The organism is Microbacterium sp. SCN 71-21 (assembly GCF_001725695.1).
Classification (GTDB): Bacteria; Actinomycetota; Actinomycetes; order Actinomycetales; family Microbacteriaceae; genus Microbacterium; species Microbacterium ginsengisoli.
In genome coordinates this window covers 33949-55979 of the sequence record NZ_MEGA01000012.1, presented here as the reverse complement: position 1 = coordinate 55979, position 22031 = coordinate 33949, and the positions used below count along the sequence as shown (strand labels likewise).

Genomic DNA, 22031 nt, shown 5'->3' with positions numbered 1-22031 from the left:
GTCCCGGGGCCCTCGCCGTGCCCGAAGGCTACTTCTTGGGGTTCTCGTCGTCTTCCGCGAGGACCGAGGTCGGTCGAGCGGGGATCTCGCCGTGCTGCTCGTCAGCGGGGCGCAGCGGCGCCTCCGGGTGACCGGCACGCTCGTGCGAGGCCTGGATCTCGGCGTCCTCCTCGTGCGCGAGGTGCTCGAGCTCGTGGTGCTGATGCGCCACCGCCTCCTCGAGCTCGGTCTGGGTGACGGGCGCGAGCCGGTCCTCGAAGAACCAGCGCGACAGCGACGCACGGAACTTCTCGTGCCACGGGATCTGGCCCTGAGCGTTGGGACGCACCACCAGCGGCGCGGCCGTCTCGTAGCCCACGAGCTTCCAGCGCTCGTACTCGTCGAGCGGCTGGTGCACCTCGATGAACTCACCACCCGGGAGGCGGACGATTCGTCCGGACTCGTAGCCGTGGAGAGCGATCTCGCGGTCCTTCTTCTGCAGCGCGATGCAGGTGCGCTTCGTGACGAAGTACACGAGGATCGGGCCGAGGATCAGCAGCGCCTGGAGGGTGTGGATGACCCCCTCCATCGTGAGGGAGAAGTGCGTTGCGATGATGTCGGAGGATGCCGCTGCCCACAGCACCGCGTAGAACGTCACACCCGCCGCGCCGATCGCCGTGCGGGTCGCCGCGTTGCGGGGACGCTGAGCGATGTGGTGCTCGCGCTTGTCGCCGGTGATCCACGCCTCGATGAAGGGGTAGATGGCGACGAGCACGATGAAGACCACCAGCACCAACAGCGGCAGGATGATGTTGAACGACCAGGTGCGGTCGAGCCAGACGAACTCGAGGTGCGGCGGCACGAGACGCAGGGCGCCGTCGGCGAAGCCGATGTACCAGTCGGGCTGCGTGCCGGCCGACACGGGGGAGGGGTCGTACGGTCCGTAGTTCCAGATCGGGTTGATCGTGAACAGGGAGGCGATCAGCACGATCACGCCGAACGTGATGAAGAAGAACCCGCCCATCTTCGACGCGTACACCGGAAGCATCGGGAAGCCCACCACGTTGGAGTTCGTGCGTGCGGGGCCGGCGAACTGGGTGTGCTTGTTGATGATCATGAGCACGAGGTGCAGCGCCAGCAGACCCACCAGGATCGCCGGCAGCAGCAGGATGTGCAGCGTGTAGAGGCGTCCGACGATGGCCTCGCCCGGGAACTCGCCGCCGAACAGCAGGAACGAGATCCACGTGCCGATGAGGGGGATGCCCTTCACCATGCCGTCGATGATGCGCAGACCGTTGCCCGAGAGCAGGTCGTCGGGGAGCGAGTAGCCGGTGAATCCCTCGCCCATCGCCAGGACGAACAGGATGAATCCGATCACCCAGTTCAGCTCGCGGGGCTTGCGGAACGCCCCGGTGAAGAACACGCGCAGCATGTGCACGCCGATACCGGCGATGAACACGAGTGCTGCCCAGTGGTGGATCTGTCGGACCAGCAGACCGCCGCGCACGTCGAACGAGATGTGCAACGTCGAATCCAGCGCCGCGGACATCGAGATGCCCTTCAGCGGGATGTAGCTGCCGTTGTAGTGCACTTCGGCCATCGACGCCTGGAAGAAGAACGTCAGGAAGGTGCCGGACAGCAGCACCACCACGAAGCTCCACAGCGCGATCTCGCCGAGCATGAACGACCAGTGGTCGGGGAAGATCTTGCGACCGAGCTCCTTGACGAGGCCCGACAGGCTCGTGCGCTCGTCGATGTAGTTCGCCGCGGCGCCGACGAAGCGGCCGCCCAGAGGCTTCTCCTTGGACTCCGCCTGGAACTCAGTGGTTGCGGATGCGGTGCTCAATGACGCTCCCAGAAGCTCGGGCCGACGGGTTCGTGGAAGTCGCTCTGCGCGACGATGTAGCCCTCGCTGTCGACGGCGATCGGCAGCTGCGGCAGCGGACGCGCCGCCGGGCCGAAGATCACCGCGGCGCCGTTCGACACGTCGAACTGCGACTGGTGGCAGGGGCAGAGCAGGTGATGCGTGAGCTGCTCGTACAGCGCGACGGGGCAGCCGACGTGCGTGCAGACCTTGGAGTACGCGACGATGCCGTCGTACGACCAGGACTTGCGGTCATCGGCCTCGTGCAGCTGGTCGAGCGGAAGGCGCATGAGGAGCACGATCGCCTTGGCCTTCTCGTCGAGGTAGCCGTCGGCGTGCGACAGCTGTGCGAGGGGCTCGGGAATGACGTGGAAGGCGGAGCCGATGGTGACGTCCGACGCCTTGATCGGAACGCCGCTCGGGTCGTGCGCCAGACGCATGCCCTGCTTCCACATGGTGTGGCTGAGGGCCTCCACCGGGTCGACGTCCTGAGGTGCGAGCCCGCGGAAGAGGGTGATGCCCGGCAGGATCGAGGCGATGACGGCGGCGAACAGCGAGTTGCGGATCATCGCGCGCCGGCCGAAGCCGGACTCCTCGTTCGCGGCAGCGAATGCGGCGACCGCGCCCTCGCGCGTCGTGTCGCGACCGCGCGTGGCGTGACGGGGCTCGATGTGCTCCTTGTCCGACATGATCGCCTTGGACCAGTGGATCGCGCCGATGCCGATCGCGAGCAGGGCGAGGGCGATGCCCAGGCCGACGAAGAGGTTGTTGTCGCGCACCGCGATGAGCGAGTGGTCTTCGATCGGGAAGAGCATGTACGCCGCGATGGCCCAGATGGAGCCGGCGAGCGACAGATAGAACAGGATGTAGACCGTGCGGACGGCCCGCTTCAGCGCGGCCGGGTCCTTGTCGGTCATCCGCTCACGGTGCGGCGGGAGGCCCGGGTTGGTCACCGGGTCCGTCTCGGCCACGGCGAGACCGCTCGACGGCTTCCAGGAAGCCCTCTCGTGCTCGAGCGGATCGACCTCGTGTGCCATGGTGCTCCTCGTACGTTACGTCTGCTGTGCTGTGTTGGTGCGGGTCAGTTGGACTTCGCGGTGATCCACACCGTGATGGCAATCAGGGCGCCGATTCCGAAGATCCAGATGAACAGACCCTCAGAGACAGGGCCGAGCCCGCCCAGGTCGTAGCCGCCCGGCGAGTCGTTCTGCTGCAGGTAGAGCAGGGCGGAGATGATGTCGCGCTTGTCCTCGGGGCTCAGGTTCATGTTGTTGAAGACCGGCATGTTCTGCGGTCCCGTGACCATCGCCGCGTACATGTTGAGCGCCGTCGTGGAGTGCAGGCTCGGGGCGTACTTGCCCTCGGTGAGCGCGCCGCCGGCACCGGCCACGTTGTGGCACATGGCGCAGTTGATGCGGAACAGTTCCGCGCCGTGCGCGACATCGCCCTGACCGTCGAGGATCTGCGACTCGGGGTAGGTGGGGCCGGGGGAGACCGACTGCACATAGGCCGCGAGGGCTGCGATCTCGTCGTCGGTGAACTGCACCGGCTTCTGCGGAGCCTGCGGCGAGTTGGCCTGCATGGGCATGCGGCCGGTCGAGACCTGGAAGTGCACGGCGAGCTCGCCGACGCCGAGCAGCGACGGTCCGTTCGCGGTGCCCTGGAGGTCGAGACCGTGGCAGGTGGCGCAGTTCGCCTGGAAGAGCTTCTTGCCGTCGTCGACGGTGAGGGTCGACGCCTTGGCGCTCGTGCTGGTCTGGTCGGTGGTCGCGGCGACGGCTGCCGAGGCGCCGGCGTAGATGCCGCCGGTCAGCAGGAGTCCGATTCCGATCAGCGCGGCAGCGGCCAGGGGGCTGCGACGGCCTGCTTTGCGGGGCTTGGGGGTACGTGCCATGAAGGTGCCGCTCCAGTTACTTCAGGAAGTAGATGACGCCGAACAGCACGAGCCACACGACATCGACGAAGTGCCAGTAGTACGAGACGACGATCGCCGTCGTCATCTCCTTCCGGCCGAAGTTCTTGACCGCGTAGGCGCGACCGATCGTCAGCAGGAAGGCGATGAGGCCGCCCGTGACGTGCATGGCGTGGAAGCCGGTGGTCAGGTAGAACGCGGAGGCGTAGGCGTTGGCCGTGATGGGCATGCCCTCGGTGACGAGCTGGGCATACTCCCACACCTGACCGGAGACGAAGACCGCACCGAGCGCGAACGAGAGGAAGAACCACTCGGTCATGCCCCATCCAAGGATGCCGCGCTTCTTCGTCGAATACGGCTGCAGGCGCTCGGCGGCGAACACACCCATCTGGCAGGTCACCGACGAGAGCACGAGGATGACCGTGTTCACCGTCGCGAAGGGGATGTTCAGGTGAGCGCTGTTCTCGGCCCACAGCTCCGGCGACGTGCTGCGCAGCGTGAAGTAGATCGCGAACAGGCCGGCGAAGAACATGACCTCGCTACCGAGCCAGACGATGGTTCCGACGGCGACAGGGTCGGGGCGCTTCACTGTGCGCAGAGCCTGGGAGTACGTCGCTGGGGTCGTCACGCTCCCCATTATGACCGATGTTGCGGGCCGAGTATTGCACCCGCGAGGTTGGCGGAGCCCGTGGCGCGACTGAGGGAAACCTAAGTAGCAGCGGCGAAGCGCCTTCGGAAAACCGAGGTGCGGCGTGCACGCCGCCCGCCCTGCCGCGGCGGGGCCTGACCGGCCGCCTTCAGTAGGATCGAAGCCGTGTCGACCTCTCCCTCGTGGCCTTCGATCCTGACCGCCCTCCTCGCCGGCGAGAACCTCAGCGTGTCGGAGTCGACGTGGGCCATGCAGGAGATCATGGCGGGACGCGCGACCCCCTCCCAGCTCGCCGGATTCCTCGTCGCCCTGCGCGCGAAGGGTGAGACCGTCGACGAGGTCGTGGGCTTCCGCGACGCGATCCTCGACGCCGCCCTTCCGCTGCCCGTACCCGCCGCCGTGCTCGACATCGTCGGCACCGGCGGAGACCGTTGGGGCACGGTCAACATCTCGTCGATGTCGGCCGTCGTGGCCGCGGCATCCGGAGTGCCGGTGGTCAAGCACGGCAACAAGGCCGCCAGTTCCAAGTCGGGCTCGTCCGACGTGCTCTCGGCCCTCGGCGTCGATCTCACCCTCGCGCCCGACGAGGTCGCCGAGGTGCTCGGCGAGGCGGGCATCACGTTCGCCTTCGCGGCCGCCTTCCACCCCGGGTTCCGTCACGCCGGTCCGACGCGGGCGGAACTCGGCATCCCGACCGTCTTCAACTTCCTCGGACCGCTCTGCAACCCGGCGCGGGCCGAGGCGAACGCCGTCGGCGTCGCGACTCTCGACCGCGTGCCGCTGATCACGGGCGTCTTCCGCACCCGCGGCGCCACCGCGCTCGTGTTCCGCGGCGACGACGGGCTCGACGAACTCACCACGACCGGCCACAGCCGCATCTGGGAGGTCTCGCTCGGCGATGTGCACGAGCACGACCTCGACCCGCGCGACATCGGCATCCCGCGCGCTCGCATCGAGGACCTTCTGGGCGGCGACCCCGTGCACAACGCGGACGTCGTCCGCCGCACTCTCTCCGGTGAGACCGGTCCGGTGCGGGACATCGTGCTGCTGAACACGGCCGCCGGCATCGTCGCCTACCGTCTGTTCCAGCAGCCCACCGAGGCCCACCGGCCGATCCTCGACCGGCTCGCCGAGGCCGTGGAGCTCGCCGGAGCCGCCATCGACGACGGGCGCGCGACCGCGACGCTCGAGCGGTGGGTCGACGCGACGCAGCGTCGCTCGGCCTGACGGCGCGCCGCTCAGCCCGGTTCTGTGCCGGTCGGCTCCGCTCAGCCCGCGGTCGCCGCCAGGGCGTCCGCGGCGCGACGGAACGACGTACCGATGCGCCAGGTCTCCACGAACGCGGCGCTCTCGTCGGGGTCGGGAACGTGGAGTCGCTGCGGCCGGGGGAGGGGAAGGTCGCGGACGACCCGCACCACGGTAGGGGCGACGGCGAGGTAGTCGGCGCCCGCGAGCACCTTCTTCGCGACGCCGGGGGTCATGCCGCGTGTCTCGGCGGCGGCCGCGGTGATTCCGGCGAGGTCGCCGTGGGCCGCGAGCAGCGTCGCCGCCGATTTCTCCCCGATGCCGGCGACGCCGGGCAGCCCGTCCGAGGAATCGCCGCGCAGCGTCGCGAAATCCGCGTACTGGTCGGCGTGTACGCCGTAGCGCGCCACGATGTCCGCGTCGCGCAGCTGTTCGAGGTTCGACATGCCGCGTGCGGTGTAGACGACCGTCACGTCCGCGTCGTCGTCGATGAGCTGGAAGAGGTCGCGGTCGCCCGTGACGACGTCGACCGGCAGGCCCGCGCCGGTCGCGAGGGTGCCGATCACGTCGTCGGCCTCGTGCTCGGCCGCACCGACGATCGGGATGCCGAGGCGCGTGAGCGCCTCGCGGATGATCGGCACCTGGCGCTCGAGCGGATCGGGCACCTCCTCCACGTCGGTGCCGCCGGCCACCACCTCCACGACGCGGTGCGTCTTGTAGCTCGGAATCAGCTCGACGCGCCACTGCGGACGCCAGTCGTCGTCCCAGCAGGCGACGAGGTGCGTCGGAGAGTAGAGCGTCGCGAGGCGCGCAATCGAGTCGAGGAGGCCCCGCACGGCGTTCACCGGCGTGCCGTCGGCGGCGGTCACGGACTCCGGCACCCCGTAGAACGCGCGGAAGTAGAGGCTGGCGGTGTCCAGGAGCATGAGTCGATCGGATGCCGCGGCCACGTCGCGTCCCTTCGTCAGGCGCGCTCGGTCAGGGAGAGATGCACGCGCTTCAGATCCTCCAGCATGGCGCCGACCAGAATCCACTGCGGGCCCGGCTGCACCAGTTCCAGCGGCGCGGTCAGCGCGGGCTCCTCGGGCGCGGCATCCGCCTGCTCGCCCGTCAGGCGCACGTCGTGCGCGACCCGGCGCAGCTGCAGCGCGATCGCGGGCAGAGCGGGGTCGGGTGTGGCGTCGTCGCTCGCGTGGTCGTAGACGGCGCGGGTCATCCCGATCAGCTGCGTCACGATCGGGGTGAACACGTCGAGGTCATCGCGGAGGGCGGCGACCTGGGTGCGCAGGCTGCGTCCGCGCGGATTGAAGGTGAGCGATTCGGATGCCGCGGCGAGCGCGTCACTGGCCCGGCTCTGCACCGGGCGCAGCAGTCGGGCGCCGATCATGAGTTCTTCGCGACCCGCTGCCGTGGGTGGGTGATCGAGGGCGTCGGCGAGCCGCTCGAATGAGAGGGCGAGCTCTTCGCGCAGACGTCGCACCTGCTCCCGTGCCGGCGCGAGCGCCACCGGGGGCACGATGGCGAGGTTCGCGATGATGCCGACGATTGCGCCGATCACCGTCTCGATGATGCGGTCGACCGCGTACTCGGGTGTGGTCGCGCCGAGGGAGAGGACGAGAATCGCGCTGATCGCGATCTGGTTCGCCGTGCCGACGGTCATCCGCAGCGACCAGGCGAGGAGGAGGCCGACGGCGGCGGCGACAAGGACGACCGCGGTCGCACGGCCGAACGCGATGCCGAGCACCGAGGCGAGCACGACGCCCGCGATCACGCCGACCGAGCGCTCGATCGCGCGGGCGACCGACTGAGTGAGGCTCGGTTGCACCACGAGAAGCGCCGCGATCGCCGCGAACACGGGAGCGGGGCCGTGGACGAGCCAGCCCGCGAGCAGCCATGCGACGGCGACGGCGACGGCCGACTTGCCGACCTGCAGGAGGGACGGGCGGGTGGCTGAACGCACGTCGAAGGCGGTGGGCACGGGACGCATCACGGTTTGCGTGCGCGCACGGCGGCGGAGGCGGCCGTCGCCGTCATGCCGAGATCGCGCTCGGGGAGGACGATGTCGAATCCGTTCCAGGTGCGCCGAGTGGCCTGCAGCGACTCGACGGTCACCCCCCGAGGTCGTTGGGAGAGGTAGGCATCGGCGCTGCGCAGGCGGATGCCGAGCGCGGGCCCGGCGACACCGACACGGTCGATGTCCCGCCAGGCGAGGCTCGCGCCGTCGCCCAGACGGATGCCCGCGTCGTCGACGCGAAGCAGGCGACTGCGCCGCCATTGGCCGATGAGCGAGTAGCCGCCGCCGACGCCGAAGACACCGACCGCAGCGACGCCGACGACGAGGGCTGTCAGGTTCTGCTGGTTCAGCAGCACGATCACGATGCCCATCGCCGCCGCGATCGCGCAGGCGATCGCGAGGATCACGAGCCGTCCGCGGGGGCCGATGATGACGAGAGGAGGGCGGACGTCCGACACGAGTCCAGCATAGGCACGGTTGTGCATAAGTGTGTGACTTATATTTTCGCCATATAAGTTATAGACTTATGGCATGTCCTACGCGGTGACCATCGATATCGTCGGCTCACGATCGCTCCACGACCGTCCGGCAGCCCAGCGCGCCATCGATGACGCCCTCGAGTTCGTCGATCAGGACGTCCCGCCGCTCACCGCGGTGCGGCCCACCGTCGGCGACGAGCTGCAGGGCGTCTACGCCGGCCTCGACGACGCCCTCGCCGCGACCCTCATCCTGCGCCTCGCGCTGCCCGACGAGGTCGACTGCCGATTCGGTCTCGGTGCCGGAGACGCCGGCCGGGTACCCTCGCGCCGCGCGAGCGAGCCGGAGCTCGGCATCTCCGAGGGAAGTGCATGGTGGGCGGCTCGCCGTGCCATCGAACGTGCGCACGCTCTCCCGGCGTCGGGTGTGGCGGGCGGCCGATCGTGGTACGAGGGGCCGGGTGCGGCATCCGTCAACGCCTATCTGCTCACGCGCGACCAGATCGTGTCCACGATGACCGGCCGTGCGCGCCGTCTCGCCCTCGGGGCGTGGCGCGGCGAGCGCCAGGCCGACCTCGCTCGCCGTGAAGGCGTCAGCCAGTCCGCGGTGTCGCAGATGCTCGGCCGATCGGGCGGAGCGAGTCTGGTCGCCGGACTCCATCTCCTGCGCAGCGGGTCTAGCGTGGATCGCGACGCCTGACCCGCCGAGGAGCACCATGACCGTCGCACTCACCCCCGCTCAGCGCCGCCTGCTCGACGCGCCGAACTACGGGGCTCTCGGCACCGTGCGACCCGACGGCGTCGTGCAGGTGAACCCGATGTGGTTCCTGCTCGACGGAGACACGATCGCGTTCACGCACACCACACGCAGACAGAAGTTCCGCAACCTGCAGCAGAACCCCGCGATGGCGCTCATGGTGTTCGACCCCGACCACCCGTACTCCTACGTCGAGCTGCGCGGAGAGCTCGTCGAGGTGCGCCCCGACCCGGGCGGCGACTTCTTCGTGGTGCTCGGCAAGCGGTACGGGAACGCGGACCAGCAGCCGCCCGCCGATCGGGCCGACCGGGTCGTGCTGGTCATGCGCATAGACGCCGTCGGCGGGCAGTGACCCCGACACATCCTCGTCATCTGGGCGCGGCATGATGTCCGGGTGACTCTCCCCGCAACCTCCCTCGATGCCTCGCTGCCCGAGTGGCTGCTGACTCTGCTGCCCGAGCTCCCCGACGTCCTGCCGACCGCCGAGGAGCGGATGGACCTCGTCAACGACCTCGCCGACCGCAACTGGCGCGCCGGCAACGGCGGCCCGTTCGCCGCGATCGTCGTCGACGCCGACTCGGGCCGGCTGGTATCCGTCGGTGTCAACGTCGTGCTGAGTTCGGGCATCAGCGGGATGCATGCCGAGGTCATGGCGCTGGGGCTGGCACAGCGCACCCTCGGCCGCTGGGATCTGGGCGAGGGCGGCGCCGAGCTCGAGCTCGTGGTCAACTGGCGCCCGTGCGTCATGTGCTACGGCGCCACGATGTGGAGCGGCGTGCGCAGCCTCGTGGTCGCCGGCTCCGGTCCCGAACTCGAAGAGCTCACCGGTTTCGACGAGGGTCCTGTCGTCACCGACTGGGACGCGCAGTTCGAGGCGCGCGGCATCCGCGTGCGCGAGGGCGTGCGGCGCGCCGAGGCCCTCGACGTCTACCGCGCCTACGGCGCCGCCGACACCCTCGTCTACAACGCCCGCGGCCTCGCCGAGTAGCCGTCGGGCAGCCGGCGGTCGCCTGCGCCGGGCGTAGGCTCGGAACATGCTCGCCACCGTGATCCACGACGCCCGCGACATCCGCGTCGAGAACGTGCCCGACCCGACGCTCTCCACCGGAGGCGATGCCATCGTGCGGGTCGTCGCAGCCTGCGTCTGCGGCTCCGACCTCTGGCCGTACCGCGGTGTCGTGCCGACCTCCGAGCCGCATCGCATCGGACACGAGTTCATCGGCGTCGTCGAGGCCGTCGGCCCCGACGTCACGAGCGTCGCCGCCGGCGACTTCGTCATCGCGCCCTTCTACGTCTGTGACGGCACCTGCGTGAACTGCCGCAACGGCGTCAGCACCTCGTGCCTGCACGGAGGCTGGTGGGGCAGTGACGACCAGGTGGGCGGCTTCGCCGACGGCGGCCAGGGCGAGTACGTGCGCGTGCCGCTCGCCGACGGAACGCTCGCCGTCGTGCCCGGACCCGTCACGGAGGATGAGATCCCCGGACTCCTCACCCTCAGCGACGTCATGGGGACCGGCCACCACGCCGCCGTGTCGGCGGGCGTGCAGCCCGGGGACAGCGTCGCGGTCGTCGGCGACGGTGCCGTGGGTCTCTGCGCGATCATCGCGGCGAAGCGACTCGGGGCCACCACGATCATCGCGATGTCGCGTCACGCTGATCGGCAGGCGCTCGCCCGCGAGTTCGGTGCCACTCACATCGTCGAGGAGCGCGGCGACGCCGGGATCGAGGCCGTGCGTGCCCTGACCGGTGGGATCGGCGCGGACCGCGTGCTCGAGTGCGTCGGCACCAAGGAGTCGATGGACCAGGCGCTGCGCTCCGCGCGACCCGGGGGCATGGTCGGCTACGTCGGCGTTCCCAACGGCGGTCCGGAGCTCCCGGTGCGCACCATGTTCAACCGCAACGTCGGCGTGAACGGCGGTGTCGCCCCCGTGCGCGGCTACATCGACGAGCTGCTTCCCGACGTGCGCTCCGGAGCGATCCGACCGGGCAAGGTCTTCACCCTGCAGCTCCCGCTCTCGGAGGCCGCCGAGGCCTACGCCGCGATGGACGAGCGTCGCGCGGTCAAGGTGCTGCTGCGGCCGTGAGCCGCGGCATCCGATCGTCTCGAACCGACCCCGCGGGGTCAGGCACGCGCCGCGACCGCGGCGACGTCGACGCCTGACGGCAGTGCGCCGAACAGCGCGCCCGCGGCGGGTTCGTCGCCGAGACGGCCGGCGATGAACGCGTCGGCGACCGCGGCGGGGGAGTGCCGGGCGACGAGCGAGGCCTCAAGGCTGAGCGCGAGCGCGCCGACCAGGGCGCGCGCCGAGATGTCGGCCGAGGCCGGGTCGGCGACGGCCGCCCCCACGCGCGCGCGGGTGCGATCGAGGTGGGCATCGAGCAGCGCGGACGCCCCACGGGCGCGTCCCACCTCGTGGTCGAACGCCTCCCAGGTCTCGGGCTCGCGCACGAGCGCGCGCAGCACATCGAGGGCGATGACGTTGCCCGACCCCTCCCAGACCGCCATCACCGGCTGCTCCCGGTAGCGCCGCGCGAGCGGGAAGGCCTCCGTGTAGCCGTTGCCGCCGAGGCATTCGAGCGCCTCGTAGGCGTGGGCGGGGCCGCGCTTGCAGATCCAGTACTTGGCGACAGGGGTGGCGAGGCGGCGGAACGCGATGGCCGCGGCATCCGCGTCGTCGTCGTAGGCGCGCGCAAGGTGAAGTGCCGTGATGGTCGCGGCCTCGGTCTCGAGCTGCAGGTCGGCGATGACCGCGGTCATCGCGGGCTGGTCGATGAGCGTGCGGCCGAACGCCGCGCGGTGCCGCACGTGCCACGCCGCCTCGGCGACCGCCTGTCGCATGCCGGCGGTCGACCCGAGCACGCAGTCGAGGCGGGTGCCCGCGACCATGTCGATGATCGTGCGCACGCCGCGCCCCTCGTCGCCCACGAGCACCCCGACGGTGCCGTCGAACTCGATCTCGCTCGACGCGTTCGCGCGGTTGCCGAGCTTGTCCTTCAGGCGTTGGATCACGAACGGGTTGCGGGTGCCGTCCGGGAGCACGCGCGGCACGAGATAGCAGCTCAGTCCGCCCGGCGCCTGTGCGAGCACCAGGAAGCCGTCCGACATCGGTGCGCTGCAGAACCACTTGTGGCCGGTGAGTCGGGCGGTGCCGGAGGCTGCGGGCGTCGCCCGCGTCGTGCCGGCCCTCACATCCGAGCCGCCCTGCTTCTCGGTCATCGCCATGCCGAACAGCGCGCTCGACTTGCCCGCCCGAAGCTCCGGCTCGTACGCGCGGGAGTGCACCCGCGGCATCCAGTCGGCGCCCACCTCGGGATGCTGGGCGAGCACCGGCGCGACCGCGTGGGTCATCGACACCGGGCAGGCGTGGCCCGGCTCCACCTGCGCGTACAGCATGAACGTCGTGGGCCGGGCGACGTTCGCGCCGGGACCCGGACGAGCGGATGCCGCGGTGTGCGCGCCGTCCGCGACGGCCGCCGCGATCACCCGGTGGTACGCCTCGTCGTAGACGACCTCGTCGACGCGGTTGCCCCACCGGTCGTGGGTGACCAGCTGCGGCTCCCGCACGTTCGCCCGTTCGGCGTCGGCCTGGAAGGAGGCGGCGCCCACGCGGCATCCGGTCGTGTGCAGGTCGTCGACGTGCGCGCCCGCATCGAAACGGACCACGGCCTCGACGAGAGCGACGTTCGTGCCGAACTCGTCGAGATCCGTGCGCGGCGGCGCCTGATTCGTCACGGTGTGGGTGGCCACGGTGTCTCCTTCGCCTCGTCGCGTCGGTCGTGCGAGTCGAGGCTATCGGGGTCGGTCGCCGCCCGCGCCGCGCGGGTCGGTCAGTGCCCGCGCGACGTCGTCAGGAGGCGGGCGTCCAGGTGGAGACGCGGTCGAGCTCCGCGACCTCGGCCGCGGTCAGCTCCACACGGGCGCCGTCGAGCAGGTCGGGCACCTGCGCGACCTGCGATGCGCTCGCGATCGGCGCGACGACCGTCGGTTGCGCACGCAGCCAGGCCAGTGCCGTCGCCGCGATCGAGACGCCGTGGGCGGCGCCGATGCCCTCGAGCGCGTCGATGATCGCGAGACCCTGCGTCGTCGCATACTTCGCCGCGCCCTGCGCGCGGGGCGAGGCCTGGCCCGCGGCATCCGTCGACCGGTACTTGCCCGTCAGGAATCCGCTCGCGAGCGCGTAGTACGGCACGAGACCGAGGTGGTTGCGCTCGGCGACCGGGATGATGCCCGCCTCGACGTCGTTGCGATGCACGAGGTTGTAGTGCGGCTGCACCGCGACGGGCAGGGCGACGCCGGTCTCTGTGGCGATGTCGATCCACTGCTGGATGCGCTCGGGCGAGTAGTTCGAGACGGCGACGTAGCGCACGAGACCGTCGCTGACGAGCGCGCCGAAGGCCGCGACCGTCTCCTCGAGCGGCACGGTCTCGTCGTCGAAGTGCGCGTAGTAGAGGTCGATCGCCTCGACGCCGAGTCGGCCCAGCGACGCCTCGGCGGCGGCGCGGACGGTACTCGCGGCGAGTCCGCGGAAGTCGGGGTGCTGGCTGACCTTCGTCGCGACGGTCACGCCCTCGGGCTTCCGGTCGGCGAGCCACGCGCCGATGATCGTCTCGCTCTCGCCGCCGCTGTTGCCGGGCACCCAGGCGCTGTACGAGTCGGCGGTGTCGATGAAGTCGCCGCCGCCTGCGCTGAACGCGTCGAGCACGGCGAATGAGGCGTCGCGGTCGGCCGTCCAGCCGAACACGTTGCCGCCGAGGGCGAGGGGGAGGATGTCGAGGTCGCTGGTTCCGATGCGCGTCATACTCGCGACAAGGCGGGCGGGCCGGGCGGTATTCCCGGGATGTCTCCACGATGACGCCGGATGTCGCGGCCGCCCCGGCGCCGTACGATGGCTCGGTGCCCCACGCCAAGATCCTCCTCTTCTACCGGTTCGCGCCGCTCGCGGACCCGGAGGCCGTGCGTCTGTGGCAGCGCGACCTGTGCGAGTCGCTCGGGCTGCGCGGGCGCATCCTGCTCTCGACCCAGGGCATCAACGGCACCGTCGGCGGCGATCTCGCCGCGATGAAGCGCTACGCGCGCAAGCTCAAGGAGTATGCGCCCTTCCGCGGCATCGACCTGAAGTGGTCGGAGGGCACCGGCCTCGACGCCGACGGCCGCAGCCTCGACTTCCCGCGCCTGTCGGTGAAGGTGCGCGACGAGATCGTCACGTTCGGCGCGCCGGGAGAGCTGCGGGTCGACGCGGACGGCGTGATCGGCGGCGGCACCCACCTCACGCCCGGCGCCCTGCACGACCTGGTGGCGCGGCGCGGAGACGACGTCGTGTTCTTCGACGGACGCAATGCCTTCGAGGCAGAGATCGGCCGATTCCGTGGGGCGATCGTGCCGGATGTCACCACCACCCGCGACTTCGTCGCCGAGCTCGACTCCGGTCGCTACGACCACCTCAAAGGCAAACCCGTGGTGACGTACTGCACCGGCGGCATCCGCTGCGAGGTGCTGTCGAGCCTGATGGTCGCCCGCGGATTCGGCGAGGTGTACCAGCTCGACGGCGGCATCGTGCGCTACGGCGAGAGCTTCGGCAACACCGGCCTGTGGGACGGATCGCTCTACGTCTTCGACGGGCGCGGATCGGTCGCGTTCGGCGAGCGGCCCGCCGTGATCGGCGCATGCGCCACCTGCGGCGCGCCGGAGTCCCGCATGGTCAACTGCGCCGACGACGCCTGCAAGGTGCGGGTCGTGCAGTGCGCCGCCTGCAGCGAGACGGATGCCGCGCGGTGCGCGTCGCACGCCGTCGTCGCCGCCCGCTGAGCTTCCTCGTCCACCCCCACAAGGAGAACCATGACCACTCAGAACCTCGCCCGCTACGTCGATCACACGCTGCTCAAGCCCGAGGCGACGTCCGCTGATGTGGCGGCGACCATCGCGGAGGCGGCCGAGCTCGGCACCTACAGCGTGTGCCTGTCGCCGTCGGTTATCCCGGTCGAGGTGCCCGAGGGTCTCAAGCTCGCGGTCGTGGTCGGATTCCCGAGCGGCAAGCACCACTCGTCGATCAAGGCGGCCGAGGCTCGGCTCGCCGCGTCGCAGGGCGTCGACGAGATCGACATGGTGATCGACGTGGGTGCCGCGATCGAAGGCCGCTACGACGCCGTCGAGGGCGACATCCGTGCGGTTCGGGATGCCGCGCCCCGGCCGGTGGTGCTGAAGGTCATCATCGAGTCGGCAGCGTTGTCCGATGACGCGATCGTGGCCGTGTGCCAGGCGGCAGAGCGGGCCGGGGCCGACTTCGTGAAGACGTCGACCGGCTTCCACCCGACCGGGGGCGCGACGGTGCATGCCGTGCGCCTCATGAAGCAGACGGTCGGCGATCGCCTCGAAGTCAAGGCGTCGGGCGGCATCCGCACGCGCGAGGACGCTGAGGCCATGATCGCGGCCGGCGCGACGCGTCTCGGGCTCTCGAGCACGCGCGCGATCCTCGCCGACGAGACCGCGGCGGCCGGCTACTGAGTCCGGGCGCTGCGCGGGTCCGGCGGGGGAGTCAGAGCTCGATCTCGTAGTGCACGAATCCGGTGTCGGCGGCAACGCGGTCGTAGAGGGTGCGCGCGGTCGTGTTGCCCTCGGCGGTGAGCCAGTAGACCTTCGCGGCGCCGTGTTCTGCGGCCCAGTCGCGCACGTGCGCGATCAGTGCGCGGCCGGCGCCCGTGCCGCGGGCGTCAGGTGAGACGTAGAGGTCTTCGAGGTAGCAGTAGTCCCCGAGAGCCCAGGTCGAGGCGTGGGTGAGCCAGTGCACGATGCCGATCGGCGTGCCGTCGTCGTCTCGCGCCATCGCGCCGTGCACGGTGGTGCCGGGTGTCGTAAGGGCGGTGAAGGTGGCGTCGCTCACGTCGGCGGCGAGGTCGGTCTCGTAGAACTCCAGGTAGCCGGCCCAGAGCGGCTCCCACGCGGGGCGGTCGTCGGGATGCAGCGGGGAGATCGTGACCATGGCGCCAGCCTAAGGGGGCGCGGCGTGTGGGAACGGAGGGCCTGCAAGACTGGAAGGCGTGCCTGACGAGAACTCCGAGACATCCGCCCGTCGATACGTCGTCGCCACCGACGGCGCGTGCAAAGGGAACCCCGGCCCCACGGGGTGGGCGTGGGTCGGCGAGGACGGCGAGTGGGCCGCGGGTTCGCTGCCGGAGGGAACCAACAACATCGGCGAGCTGCTCGCGCTGTTGAACGCGATCGTCGCGCACGCGGATGTCGACGAACTGATCGTGCAGGCGGATTCGAAGTATGCGATCGACACCTATGTGTCGTGGATGGACGGCCACCGCCGTCGCGGCTGGGTCACGAGTGCGAAGAAGCCGGTCGCCAATCGCGACATCCTCGAGCAGCTCATCGCGGCGCGCGACGCCCGCCGGTCGGCCGGCCGCCCGGACGTCGTGCTGGAGCATGTGCGCGGCCACGCCGGCCACCGGCTCAACAGCTGGGCGGACGAGTGGGCGGACGAGCGTGCGGTGCGTGCGTCGCAGCACGGCGCGGCCGGGGAGCAGCTGGTGTGGACCTCGCATCGGGGTCTCGACCGGTTGGATGTCTCGGTCGACCCGCCGCGCGCCGCCGCGGACCGCGTGCGCCGCTGATCGGCGCGCCCCGCGATCACGGTGCGGGAACGGCGCGTTCTGCCGCATCTTCGGCGGTTTTCGGTCATGTCCGAAAACCGCCAGCGTTCTCCCAGCATGGAGTTACAGTCTTACTGAAGGTTCGCCCCTATCGTCGACACGCGGCCCGATGCCGGCGCAGGGTCTGCGGCGGTGACGAACGACGGCCGTTCATCTGACACCGCCGGGGGAGCCGCACGGTCTTCGCCCCGGCCATCTATCGAACGAGGCAACTGTGAAGAGAACATCCCTTCGCGCACGCATCGGGCTCGTGGTGACCGCCGTGGTGGTCGCCGCGGTCGCCGTCCCGATCGTCGCGACATCCGCCTTCGCGGACACGACCTGCGCCCCGGCCTGGAGTGCGACCGCGACCTATGTCGGCGGGAACACCGCCAGCAGCAACGGCGTCACCTACCGTGCGAACTGGTGGACCCGGGGCGACGACCCGGTGACGAACAACGGCGCGTCCGGCACCGGCCAGCCCTGGACGTCCCAGGGTGCCTGTGGCGGGAGCACGACGCCCGTCCCGACGTCCTCGCCGACGGCGAGCCCGACTCCCACGCCGAGCCCGACCGGCGCGGCGTGCGTCGCTGCCTGGTCGGCGACCGACACCTACACCGGCGGCCAGACGGCATCCGAAGGCGGCATCGTGTACCGGGCCAACTGGTGGACCCGCGGCGACGAGCCCGCGACCCACAACGGCACCGTCGGCACCGGCCAGCCCTGGACGGCCACAGGCAGCTGCGGTGGCAGCACGCCGACCCCGACGCCGACCTCCAGTCCGACGGCCTCTCCGACGCCGACCCCGACGCCCACGGTGACCCCGACGCCCACACCGTCGACCGGCACGGCGCCCGGCTTCCTGTTCAGCCCGTACAAGGACGCCACCATCTCGATGAACTGGAACACGCTGAAGCTCCAGACGGCTGTCACCGGCACCGCGCGACCGCTGATCGGCGCGGGTGGTGTGCTCGGCAGTTCGGCGACCTCCCTCCGGGCGGTCACCCTGGGCTTTGCGACCGGCACCTGCACGGGCGAGAACTGGGGAGGGGTGGATGCGGCATCCTTCGCGGCCGCGAACATCGCATCCCTCGATGCGGCCGGCGTCGACTACGTCATCTCGACCGGTGGCGCGGCCGGCACCTTCACGTGCGGCAGTGCGGCGGGTCTCACGTCGTTCATCGCGCGCTACGCGTCAAGCCACCTCGTCGGCATCGACTTCGACATCGAGGGCGGTCAGTCGCCGGCGCAGATCTCGAGCCTGGTGGCGTCGGCGGCCGGCGCGCAGAGCGCCTACCCGAACCTGCGCTTCTCGTTCACCCTCGCGACCCTCGCGGCGAGCGACGGCAGCTACGGCGGCCTGAACTCGACCGGAGCCGCGGTGGTGCAGGCCATCCAGGCGTCGTCGCTGACGAACTACACGGTCAACCTCATGACCATGGACTTCGGCTCCGCCTCGGCGACCAACTGCGTCGTCGTCTCCGGCAGCTGCGACATGGGTCGCTCGGCGGTGCAGGCCGCGGTCAACCTGAACCACAGCTACGGGGTGCCGTTCTCGAAGATCGAGCTCACGCCGATGATCGGGGTCAACGACGTGTCCAGCGAGGTGTTCACCCTTGCCGACATCACGACGGTCGCGAACTACGCCAAGAGCGCGGGCCTCGCCGGCGTGCACTTCTGGTTGCTCGACCGGGATGTCCCGTGCGCGACGCCGACCTCGACCGCGTCTGCCACGTGCAACTCGGTGTCGTCGGGCACGTCGTCGCTGGCCTACACCAACGGGTTCCTCAGCGCCTTGAGCTGAGAGACAAGGGGGTGTCCGTGCGCCGGCACGGGCACCCCCTTCCCTCCCGCACTGCGCACGCATACGCGCCGGTCTGGTGGGAGGATCACCGCATGGTCGATCCCCTGGACCCCGGACCCTACTTCCACGGCACGACGGCAGACCTGCAGCCGGGTGATCTCCTCACGGCCGGGCATCGCTCGAACTACCGTCCCGAGGTGGTCATGAACCACGTCTACTTCACGGCGCTCGTCGACGGCGCCGGGCTCGCGGCGGAGATCGCCGCCGAACTCTCCGGCGACGGCGCGACGCCGAGGGTCTATGCGGTCGAGCCGACGGGAGCGTTCGAGAACGATCCGAACGTCACCGACAAGAAGTTCCCCGGTAACCCCACGCGCTCCTTCCGCAGCGCTTCGTCGCTGCGGGTGCTCGACGAGGTCGCCGACTGGAATCGACTCGCCCCCGACGCGCGTGCCGCGTGGCGGGAGCGGCTCGCGGTGATCCGTGCCGGAGGCGGCGGCGAGATCCTCAACTGAGTCGCGACCTGAGCTCAAACCTCCGCGACCTGAGCTCAGACCGTCGCGACGGTCGGCTCCCACCCGAGCGCGGGTGCGATATACGTCGCGAACGACTCCATGAGGCGCAGATTGAACGCGACGCCGAGTTGGCTCGGGATCGTGATCATGAGAGAGTCCGCGCTTTGCAGGGCCTCGTCCTGCCGCAGCTGCTCGACGAGCACGTCGGGCTCTGCCGCGTACGTCTTGCCGAACGTCGAGCGGATGCCGTCGATGACGCCGATCTGGTCATCGCCCGCGCCGCCCCCGAAGTAGCGCGCCTCTTCCGCGGTCGTGATCGGGAAGATGCTGCGGGAGACGGAGACACGCGGCTCGCCGGGGTGACCGGCCGCCGTCCATGCGCCGCGGAACGCGTCGATCTGCTGCGCCTGCAGCACGTCGAACGGCGTGCCGTCGGCCTCGGTGAGAAGTGTCGACGACATGAGGTTCACGCCGACGGTTCCGGCCCACTCTGCACTGTCGCGGTTGCCGGCGCCCCACCAGATGCGTGAGCGCAGGCCGGGGGAGTGCGGCTCGATGCGCTGCAGCCCGGTGCCGCCGCCGAACGGGCTGTACGGGTCGCGCTCGGCGAGTCCTTCGCCCTCGATGGCGCGCAGGAACAGCGAGAAGTGCTCCCGCGCGATGTCGGCCCCGCGCGGATCCTCCGACCCGGTGTAGCCGAACGCCTCGTACCCGCGCACAACGGTCTCGGGTGAGCCGCGGCTTACTCCGAGGGCGAGTCGGCCGTCGCTGATGAGATCGACGGCCGCCGCCTCCTCGGCGAGGTAGAGCGGGTTCTCGTACCGCATGTCGATGACGCCCGTGCCGACCTCGATGCGCGAGGTGCGCGCCGCGATGGCGGCGAGCAGCGGCATGGGAGAGGCCTGCTGGCGCGCAAAGTGATGCACGCGGAACGCGATGCCGTTCACCCCCAACTCGTCCAGTCCCTGGGCGAGGTCGATCGCCTGGAGCAGCGAGTCCTGGGCGCTCAGCTGGTGGCCGCCGCCGAGCGGGCCGTAGTGACCGAACGAGAGTGTGCCGAAGCTCTTCATGTCTGACGCAACCTCCGAGGTGCGGTTTCTATTCCGACGAATGGATGCCGCGGCTTGCCCGGACATCCCGTACGACGAGCGACGCGCGGTGAGCCGTGATCACGACCGCGAGCCACGCGCCACCGAGGAGCCATCCGGCGATCACGTCGGTGAGCCAGTGGTGGCCGAGGAACGCGCGACTGAGACCGACCAGCACCGCGAACGCCGCCGCTCCGATCCCGAGGGCGAGCTTCGCGCCTCGCGTGCGCCGCCGGAGGATGAGGAGGTAGGCGATGACTCCCACGACCACGACCGCGTTGAGCGTGTGACCGCTGGGGAACGACGGCGTGTACTCATACGGCGGCACGGCCTGTTCGAGCGGCGGTCGCTCCCGACCGATCACCTGCTTCCCGGCGACGGTCATCAGCAGCGATCCGACTCCGGCGGCGACGATCAGGATCACCGGCGTCCAGGAACGGCGCCGCAGGCCGAGCACAAGCGCAGCGACCGCTGCGATGATCGGCATCACGATCGGGCCGGCGAGATCGGTGAACAGCGTCACGACGGTGTCGACGACCGGCGAGCGGAGTGTCAGGGCGACGTCGAGCGCCGGCCGGTCGATGCCCGCGATCCCCTCGCCGTTGCCCACGGCGACGGAGTCGTACACCTCTTCCGCCAGCCAGCTCAGCGCGTAGGCGAGCAGCCCCCCGATCACCAGGGTGAGGAGAAGGGCCGTGTACGGGTGCACCTCCGCTGCCGCCCGCCGCAGCGGAGCAGGAAGGCGCGTGCGGGTGGGGTGCGGCATCCGATGTCCTTCCTCGCCGGTTCGACGCGTCGCTGTCGATTCTCGCAAAGCCGCTCGGTACGCTCGGCCCATGAGCGAGCACACGCTGGGGGACGGGGCCGTGCTGCGCGGGGGGCGGCCGGGCGATGAGGCGGGGATACTCGCGAGCATCCATGCGCTCGCGGTCTACGAGAACGAGCCCGACGCCGTCGAGACCACGCTCGCCGACCTCACCGGCACCCTCTTCGGCGCGCAGCCCCAGGCCTTCGCGCATGTCGTCGAGAAGGACGGCGTGATCGTCGGTATCGCCCTCTGGTTCGTCACCTTCTCGACGTGGACAGGTCGTCACGGGATCTGGCTGGAAGACCTGTTCGTCGACGAGGCGCACCGCGGGAGCGGGTACGGTACGGCACTCATCGCCGCGCTCGCCGCCGTGTGCGAGGAGCGGGGCTACACCCGCCTCGAGTGGACGGTGCTCGACTGGAACGAACCGTCGATCCGCTTCTATCGGGAACTGGGGGCCGTGGCGATGGACGAATGGACGACGCAGCGCCTGTCGGGCGCCGCTCTGCACGCGGTGGCGACGCGATGAGGGTCGCGGTCTTCGGGGCCACGGGTGCCGCGGGTCGACGGATCGTGGATGCCGCCACCCGCCGTGGGCACGACGTGTTCGCCCTGTCGCGGGCGACGGGTGTCGACGTGCTCGTCCTCGGCCAGGTGCGTGAGGCGCTCGCCGGAGCGGATGCGGTCATCGATGCGGTGAACACGCCGACCTTGCACGCGCAGGAGGCGACGGAGTTCTTCCGGGCAGCGGCCGCGAACATCGTGCGCGCGTCGGCCGAGCACGGTGTGACGCGTGTCGTCGCGCTCTCGATCGTCGGCATCGACCGCAACCCCCACGGCTACTACGCCGGCAAGCTCGCACAGGAACGGGTCTACGCAGACGCGTCCGTGTCGCACACGATCGTCCGCGCGACACAGTTCCACGAGTTCGCCGGGCAGATCTGGTCGTCAGGCGGATGGGGCCCGGTGCACGCGGTGTTCCCGGCGCGCCTGCAGCCTGTCGATCTGGGAGAGCTCGCCGAGATCCTGGTGGACGCCGTCGAGGACGCGGAGGCGGGTGGCATCCGTCACGTCGCCGGCCCCCGCGTCGAGGAGCTTCCGCGTCTCGTGAAGGCGTGGGCGCGCGCGACCGGTCACCGGGGGATCCGGTTTCCGATCCCCGCGGCGACCGATCAGCTCAAGGGCATGCGCGACGGTGCGAACCTGCCGGACGCGGCGCTCGACGCGCCGCTGATCGTCGGCACGATCGACTTCGACGCCTGGCTCGCGACGCAGCGCACCCGCTGAG

The 22031-nt window shown here is 70.4% G+C and carries 24 protein-coding genes; 12 read left to right on the top strand and 12 right to left on the bottom strand.

What is annotated here, in order from left to right:
• Positions 1 to 28: 28 nt before the first annotated feature.
• From qcrB to ctaE, 4 genes are read right to left on the bottom strand one after another with little or no spacing between them, the layout of a single operon-like run.
• The gene (gene qcrB, locus ABT08_RS03045; RefSeq protein WP_056209930.1) at positions 29 to 1825 is read right to left on the bottom strand and encodes a cytochrome bc1 complex cytochrome b subunit; all 1797 of its coding nucleotides are present in this window, start codon (positions 1823 to 1825) and stop codon (positions 29 to 31) included.
• Positions 1822 to 2880 (bottom strand): cytochrome bc1 complex Rieske iron-sulfur subunit, encoded by a 1059-nt coding sequence (gene qcrA / locus ABT08_RS03040; RefSeq protein ID WP_045247256.1) that lies wholly within the window; start codon positions 2878 to 2880, stop codon positions 1822 to 1824. The genes qcrB and qcrA overlap by 4 nt, the downstream gene beginning before the upstream one ends.
• A gap of 44 nt (positions 2881 to 2924) precedes the next feature.
• A complete protein-coding gene (qcrC, locus tag ABT08_RS03035; protein WP_056209929.1) occupies positions 2925 to 3737 on the bottom strand; it encodes a cytochrome bc1 complex diheme cytochrome c subunit in 813 nt (270 codons plus the stop codon).
• A 16-nt stretch (positions 3738 to 3753) separates the two neighbouring features.
• Positions 3754 to 4392, bottom strand: coding sequence for an aa3-type cytochrome oxidase subunit III (gene ctaE, locus ABT08_RS03030; protein WP_045247258.1), 639 nt, complete (start codon positions 4390 to 4392; stop codon positions 3754 to 3756).
• Between the two features lie 177 nt (positions 4393 to 4569).
• Here ctaE and trpD point away from each other — a divergent pair, with 177 nt between their 5' ends.
• Positions 4570 to 5631 carry an anthranilate phosphoribosyltransferase gene (trpD, locus tag ABT08_RS03025; RefSeq protein ID WP_045247259.1) on the top strand — a complete coding sequence of 354 codons (1062 nt, stop codon included), beginning with the start codon at positions 4570 to 4572 and terminating at the stop codon, positions 5629 to 5631.
• A 41-nt stretch (positions 5632 to 5672) separates the two neighbouring features.
• Here trpD and ABT08_RS03020 read toward each other — a convergent pair whose 3' ends face one another.
• The 3 genes from ABT08_RS03020 to ABT08_RS03010 are packed head-to-tail and all read right to left on the bottom strand — an operon-like array spanning position 5673 to position 8121.
• Entirely contained in the window at positions 5673 to 6575 is a 903-nt protein-coding gene (locus ABT08_RS03020; RefSeq protein WP_056520084.1) for a 5'-3' exonuclease, read from the bottom strand.
• 38 nt (positions 6576 to 6613) lie between these two features.
• Entirely contained in the window at positions 6614 to 7636 is a 1023-nt protein-coding gene (locus ABT08_RS03015; RefSeq protein WP_288113956.1) for an FUSC family protein, read from the bottom strand.
• Positions 7636 to 8121 (bottom strand): hypothetical protein, encoded by a 486-nt coding sequence (locus ABT08_RS03010; RefSeq protein WP_156454840.1) that lies wholly within the window; start codon positions 8119 to 8121, stop codon positions 7636 to 7638. The genes ABT08_RS03015 and ABT08_RS03010 overlap by 1 nt, the downstream gene beginning before the upstream one ends.
• A 73-nt stretch (positions 8122 to 8194) precedes the next feature.
• On the opposite strand from ABT08_RS03010, the gene ABT08_RS03005 reads away from it, so the two are divergent.
• From ABT08_RS03005 to ABT08_RS02990, 4 genes are read left to right on the top strand one after another with little or no spacing between them, the layout of a single operon-like run.
• Positions 8195 to 8839, top strand: a complete 645-nt coding sequence (locus ABT08_RS03005; protein WP_056209925.1) for a SatD family protein — start codon at positions 8195 to 8197, stop codon at positions 8837 to 8839.
• 16 nt (positions 8840 to 8855) lie between these two features.
• Entirely contained in the window at positions 8856 to 9248 is a 393-nt protein-coding gene (locus ABT08_RS03000) for a PPOX class F420-dependent oxidoreductase (RefSeq protein WP_045247263.1), read from the top strand.
• Between the two features lie 42 nt (positions 9249 to 9290).
• Positions 9291 to 9884 (top strand): nucleoside deaminase, encoded by a 594-nt coding sequence (locus tag ABT08_RS02995; protein ID WP_045247264.1) that lies wholly within the window; start codon positions 9291 to 9293, stop codon positions 9882 to 9884.
• A 46-nt stretch (positions 9885 to 9930) separates the two neighbouring features.
• Entirely contained in the window at positions 9931 to 10980 is a 1050-nt protein-coding gene (locus ABT08_RS02990) for a zinc-dependent alcohol dehydrogenase family protein (RefSeq protein WP_056209924.1), read from the top strand.
• Between the two features lie 38 nt (positions 10981 to 11018).
• Here ABT08_RS02990 and ABT08_RS02985 read toward each other — a convergent pair whose 3' ends face one another.
• Together ABT08_RS02985 and ABT08_RS02980 are read right to left on the bottom strand one after the other, a co-directional pair.
• A complete protein-coding gene (locus ABT08_RS02985; protein ID WP_288113955.1) occupies positions 11019 to 12644 on the bottom strand; it encodes an acyl-CoA dehydrogenase family protein in 1626 nt (541 codons plus the stop codon).
• Positions 12645 to 12744: 100 nt separating this feature from the next.
• Positions 12745 to 13695: an aldo/keto reductase gene (locus ABT08_RS02980; RefSeq protein WP_288113953.1), complete on the bottom strand. Its 951-nt coding sequence runs from the start codon at positions 13693 to 13695 to the stop codon at positions 12745 to 12747.
• Between the two features lie 50 nt (positions 13696 to 13745).
• Here ABT08_RS02980 and trhO point away from each other — a divergent pair, with 50 nt between their 5' ends.
• A complete protein-coding gene (gene trhO, locus ABT08_RS02975) occupies positions 13746 to 14702 on the top strand; it encodes an oxygen-dependent tRNA uridine(34) hydroxylase TrhO (protein ID WP_056209920.1) in 957 nt (318 codons plus the stop codon).
• A gap of 30 nt (positions 14703 to 14732) precedes the next feature.
• Complete coding sequence (gene deoC, locus ABT08_RS02970) at positions 14733 to 15398, top strand: deoxyribose-phosphate aldolase (RefSeq protein ID WP_056209919.1); 666 nt, start codon at positions 14733 to 14735, stop codon at positions 15396 to 15398.
• Between the two features lie 31 nt (positions 15399 to 15429).
• Here the strand turns inward: deoC and ABT08_RS02965 are convergent, their stop codons facing one another.
• Positions 15430 to 15873, bottom strand: coding sequence for a GNAT family N-acetyltransferase (locus ABT08_RS02965; RefSeq protein WP_137878124.1), 444 nt, complete (start codon positions 15871 to 15873; stop codon positions 15430 to 15432).
• A gap of 58 nt (positions 15874 to 15931) precedes the next feature.
• On the opposite strand from ABT08_RS02965, the gene ABT08_RS02960 reads away from it, so the two are divergent.
• From ABT08_RS02960 to arr, 3 genes are all read left to right on the top strand, one after another.
• A complete protein-coding gene (locus ABT08_RS02960; protein ID WP_288113950.1) occupies positions 15932 to 16510 on the top strand; it encodes a ribonuclease H family protein in 579 nt (192 codons plus the stop codon).
• Positions 16511 to 16763: 253 nt separating this feature from the next.
• Complete coding sequence (locus ABT08_RS02955) at positions 16764 to 18332, top strand: carbohydrate-binding protein (RefSeq protein ID WP_288113948.1); 1569 nt, start codon at positions 16764 to 16766, stop codon at positions 18330 to 18332.
• A 92-nt stretch (positions 18333 to 18424) separates the two neighbouring features.
• Positions 18425 to 18847 carry an NAD(+)--rifampin ADP-ribosyltransferase gene (gene arr / locus ABT08_RS02950; protein ID WP_056209915.1) on the top strand — a complete coding sequence of 141 codons (423 nt, stop codon included), beginning with the start codon at positions 18425 to 18427 and terminating at the stop codon, positions 18845 to 18847.
• A gap of 35 nt (positions 18848 to 18882) precedes the next feature.
• Here arr and ABT08_RS02945 read toward each other — a convergent pair whose 3' ends face one another.
• Together ABT08_RS02945 and ABT08_RS02940 are read right to left on the bottom strand one after the other, a co-directional pair.
• The gene (locus ABT08_RS02945) at positions 18883 to 19917 is read right to left on the bottom strand and encodes an LLM class flavin-dependent oxidoreductase (protein ID WP_288113946.1); all 1035 of its coding nucleotides are present in this window, start codon (positions 19915 to 19917) and stop codon (positions 18883 to 18885) included.
• A 28-nt stretch (positions 19918 to 19945) separates the two neighbouring features.
• The gene (locus tag ABT08_RS02940) at positions 19946 to 20701 is read right to left on the bottom strand and encodes a phosphatase PAP2 family protein (protein ID WP_045246507.1); all 756 of its coding nucleotides are present in this window, start codon (positions 20699 to 20701) and stop codon (positions 19946 to 19948) included.
• 70 nt (positions 20702 to 20771) lie between these two features.
• On the opposite strand from ABT08_RS02940, the gene ABT08_RS02935 reads away from it, so the two are divergent.
• Together ABT08_RS02935 and ABT08_RS02930 are read left to right on the top strand one after the other, a co-directional pair.
• Entirely contained in the window at positions 20772 to 21272 is a 501-nt protein-coding gene (locus ABT08_RS02935; protein ID WP_200930926.1) for a GNAT family N-acetyltransferase, read from the top strand.
• Positions 21269 to 22030, top strand: coding sequence for an SDR family oxidoreductase (locus tag ABT08_RS02930; RefSeq protein WP_288113945.1), 762 nt, complete (start codon positions 21269 to 21271; stop codon positions 22028 to 22030). The genes ABT08_RS02935 and ABT08_RS02930 overlap by 4 nt, the downstream gene beginning before the upstream one ends.
• Position 22031 lies beyond the last annotated feature (1 nt).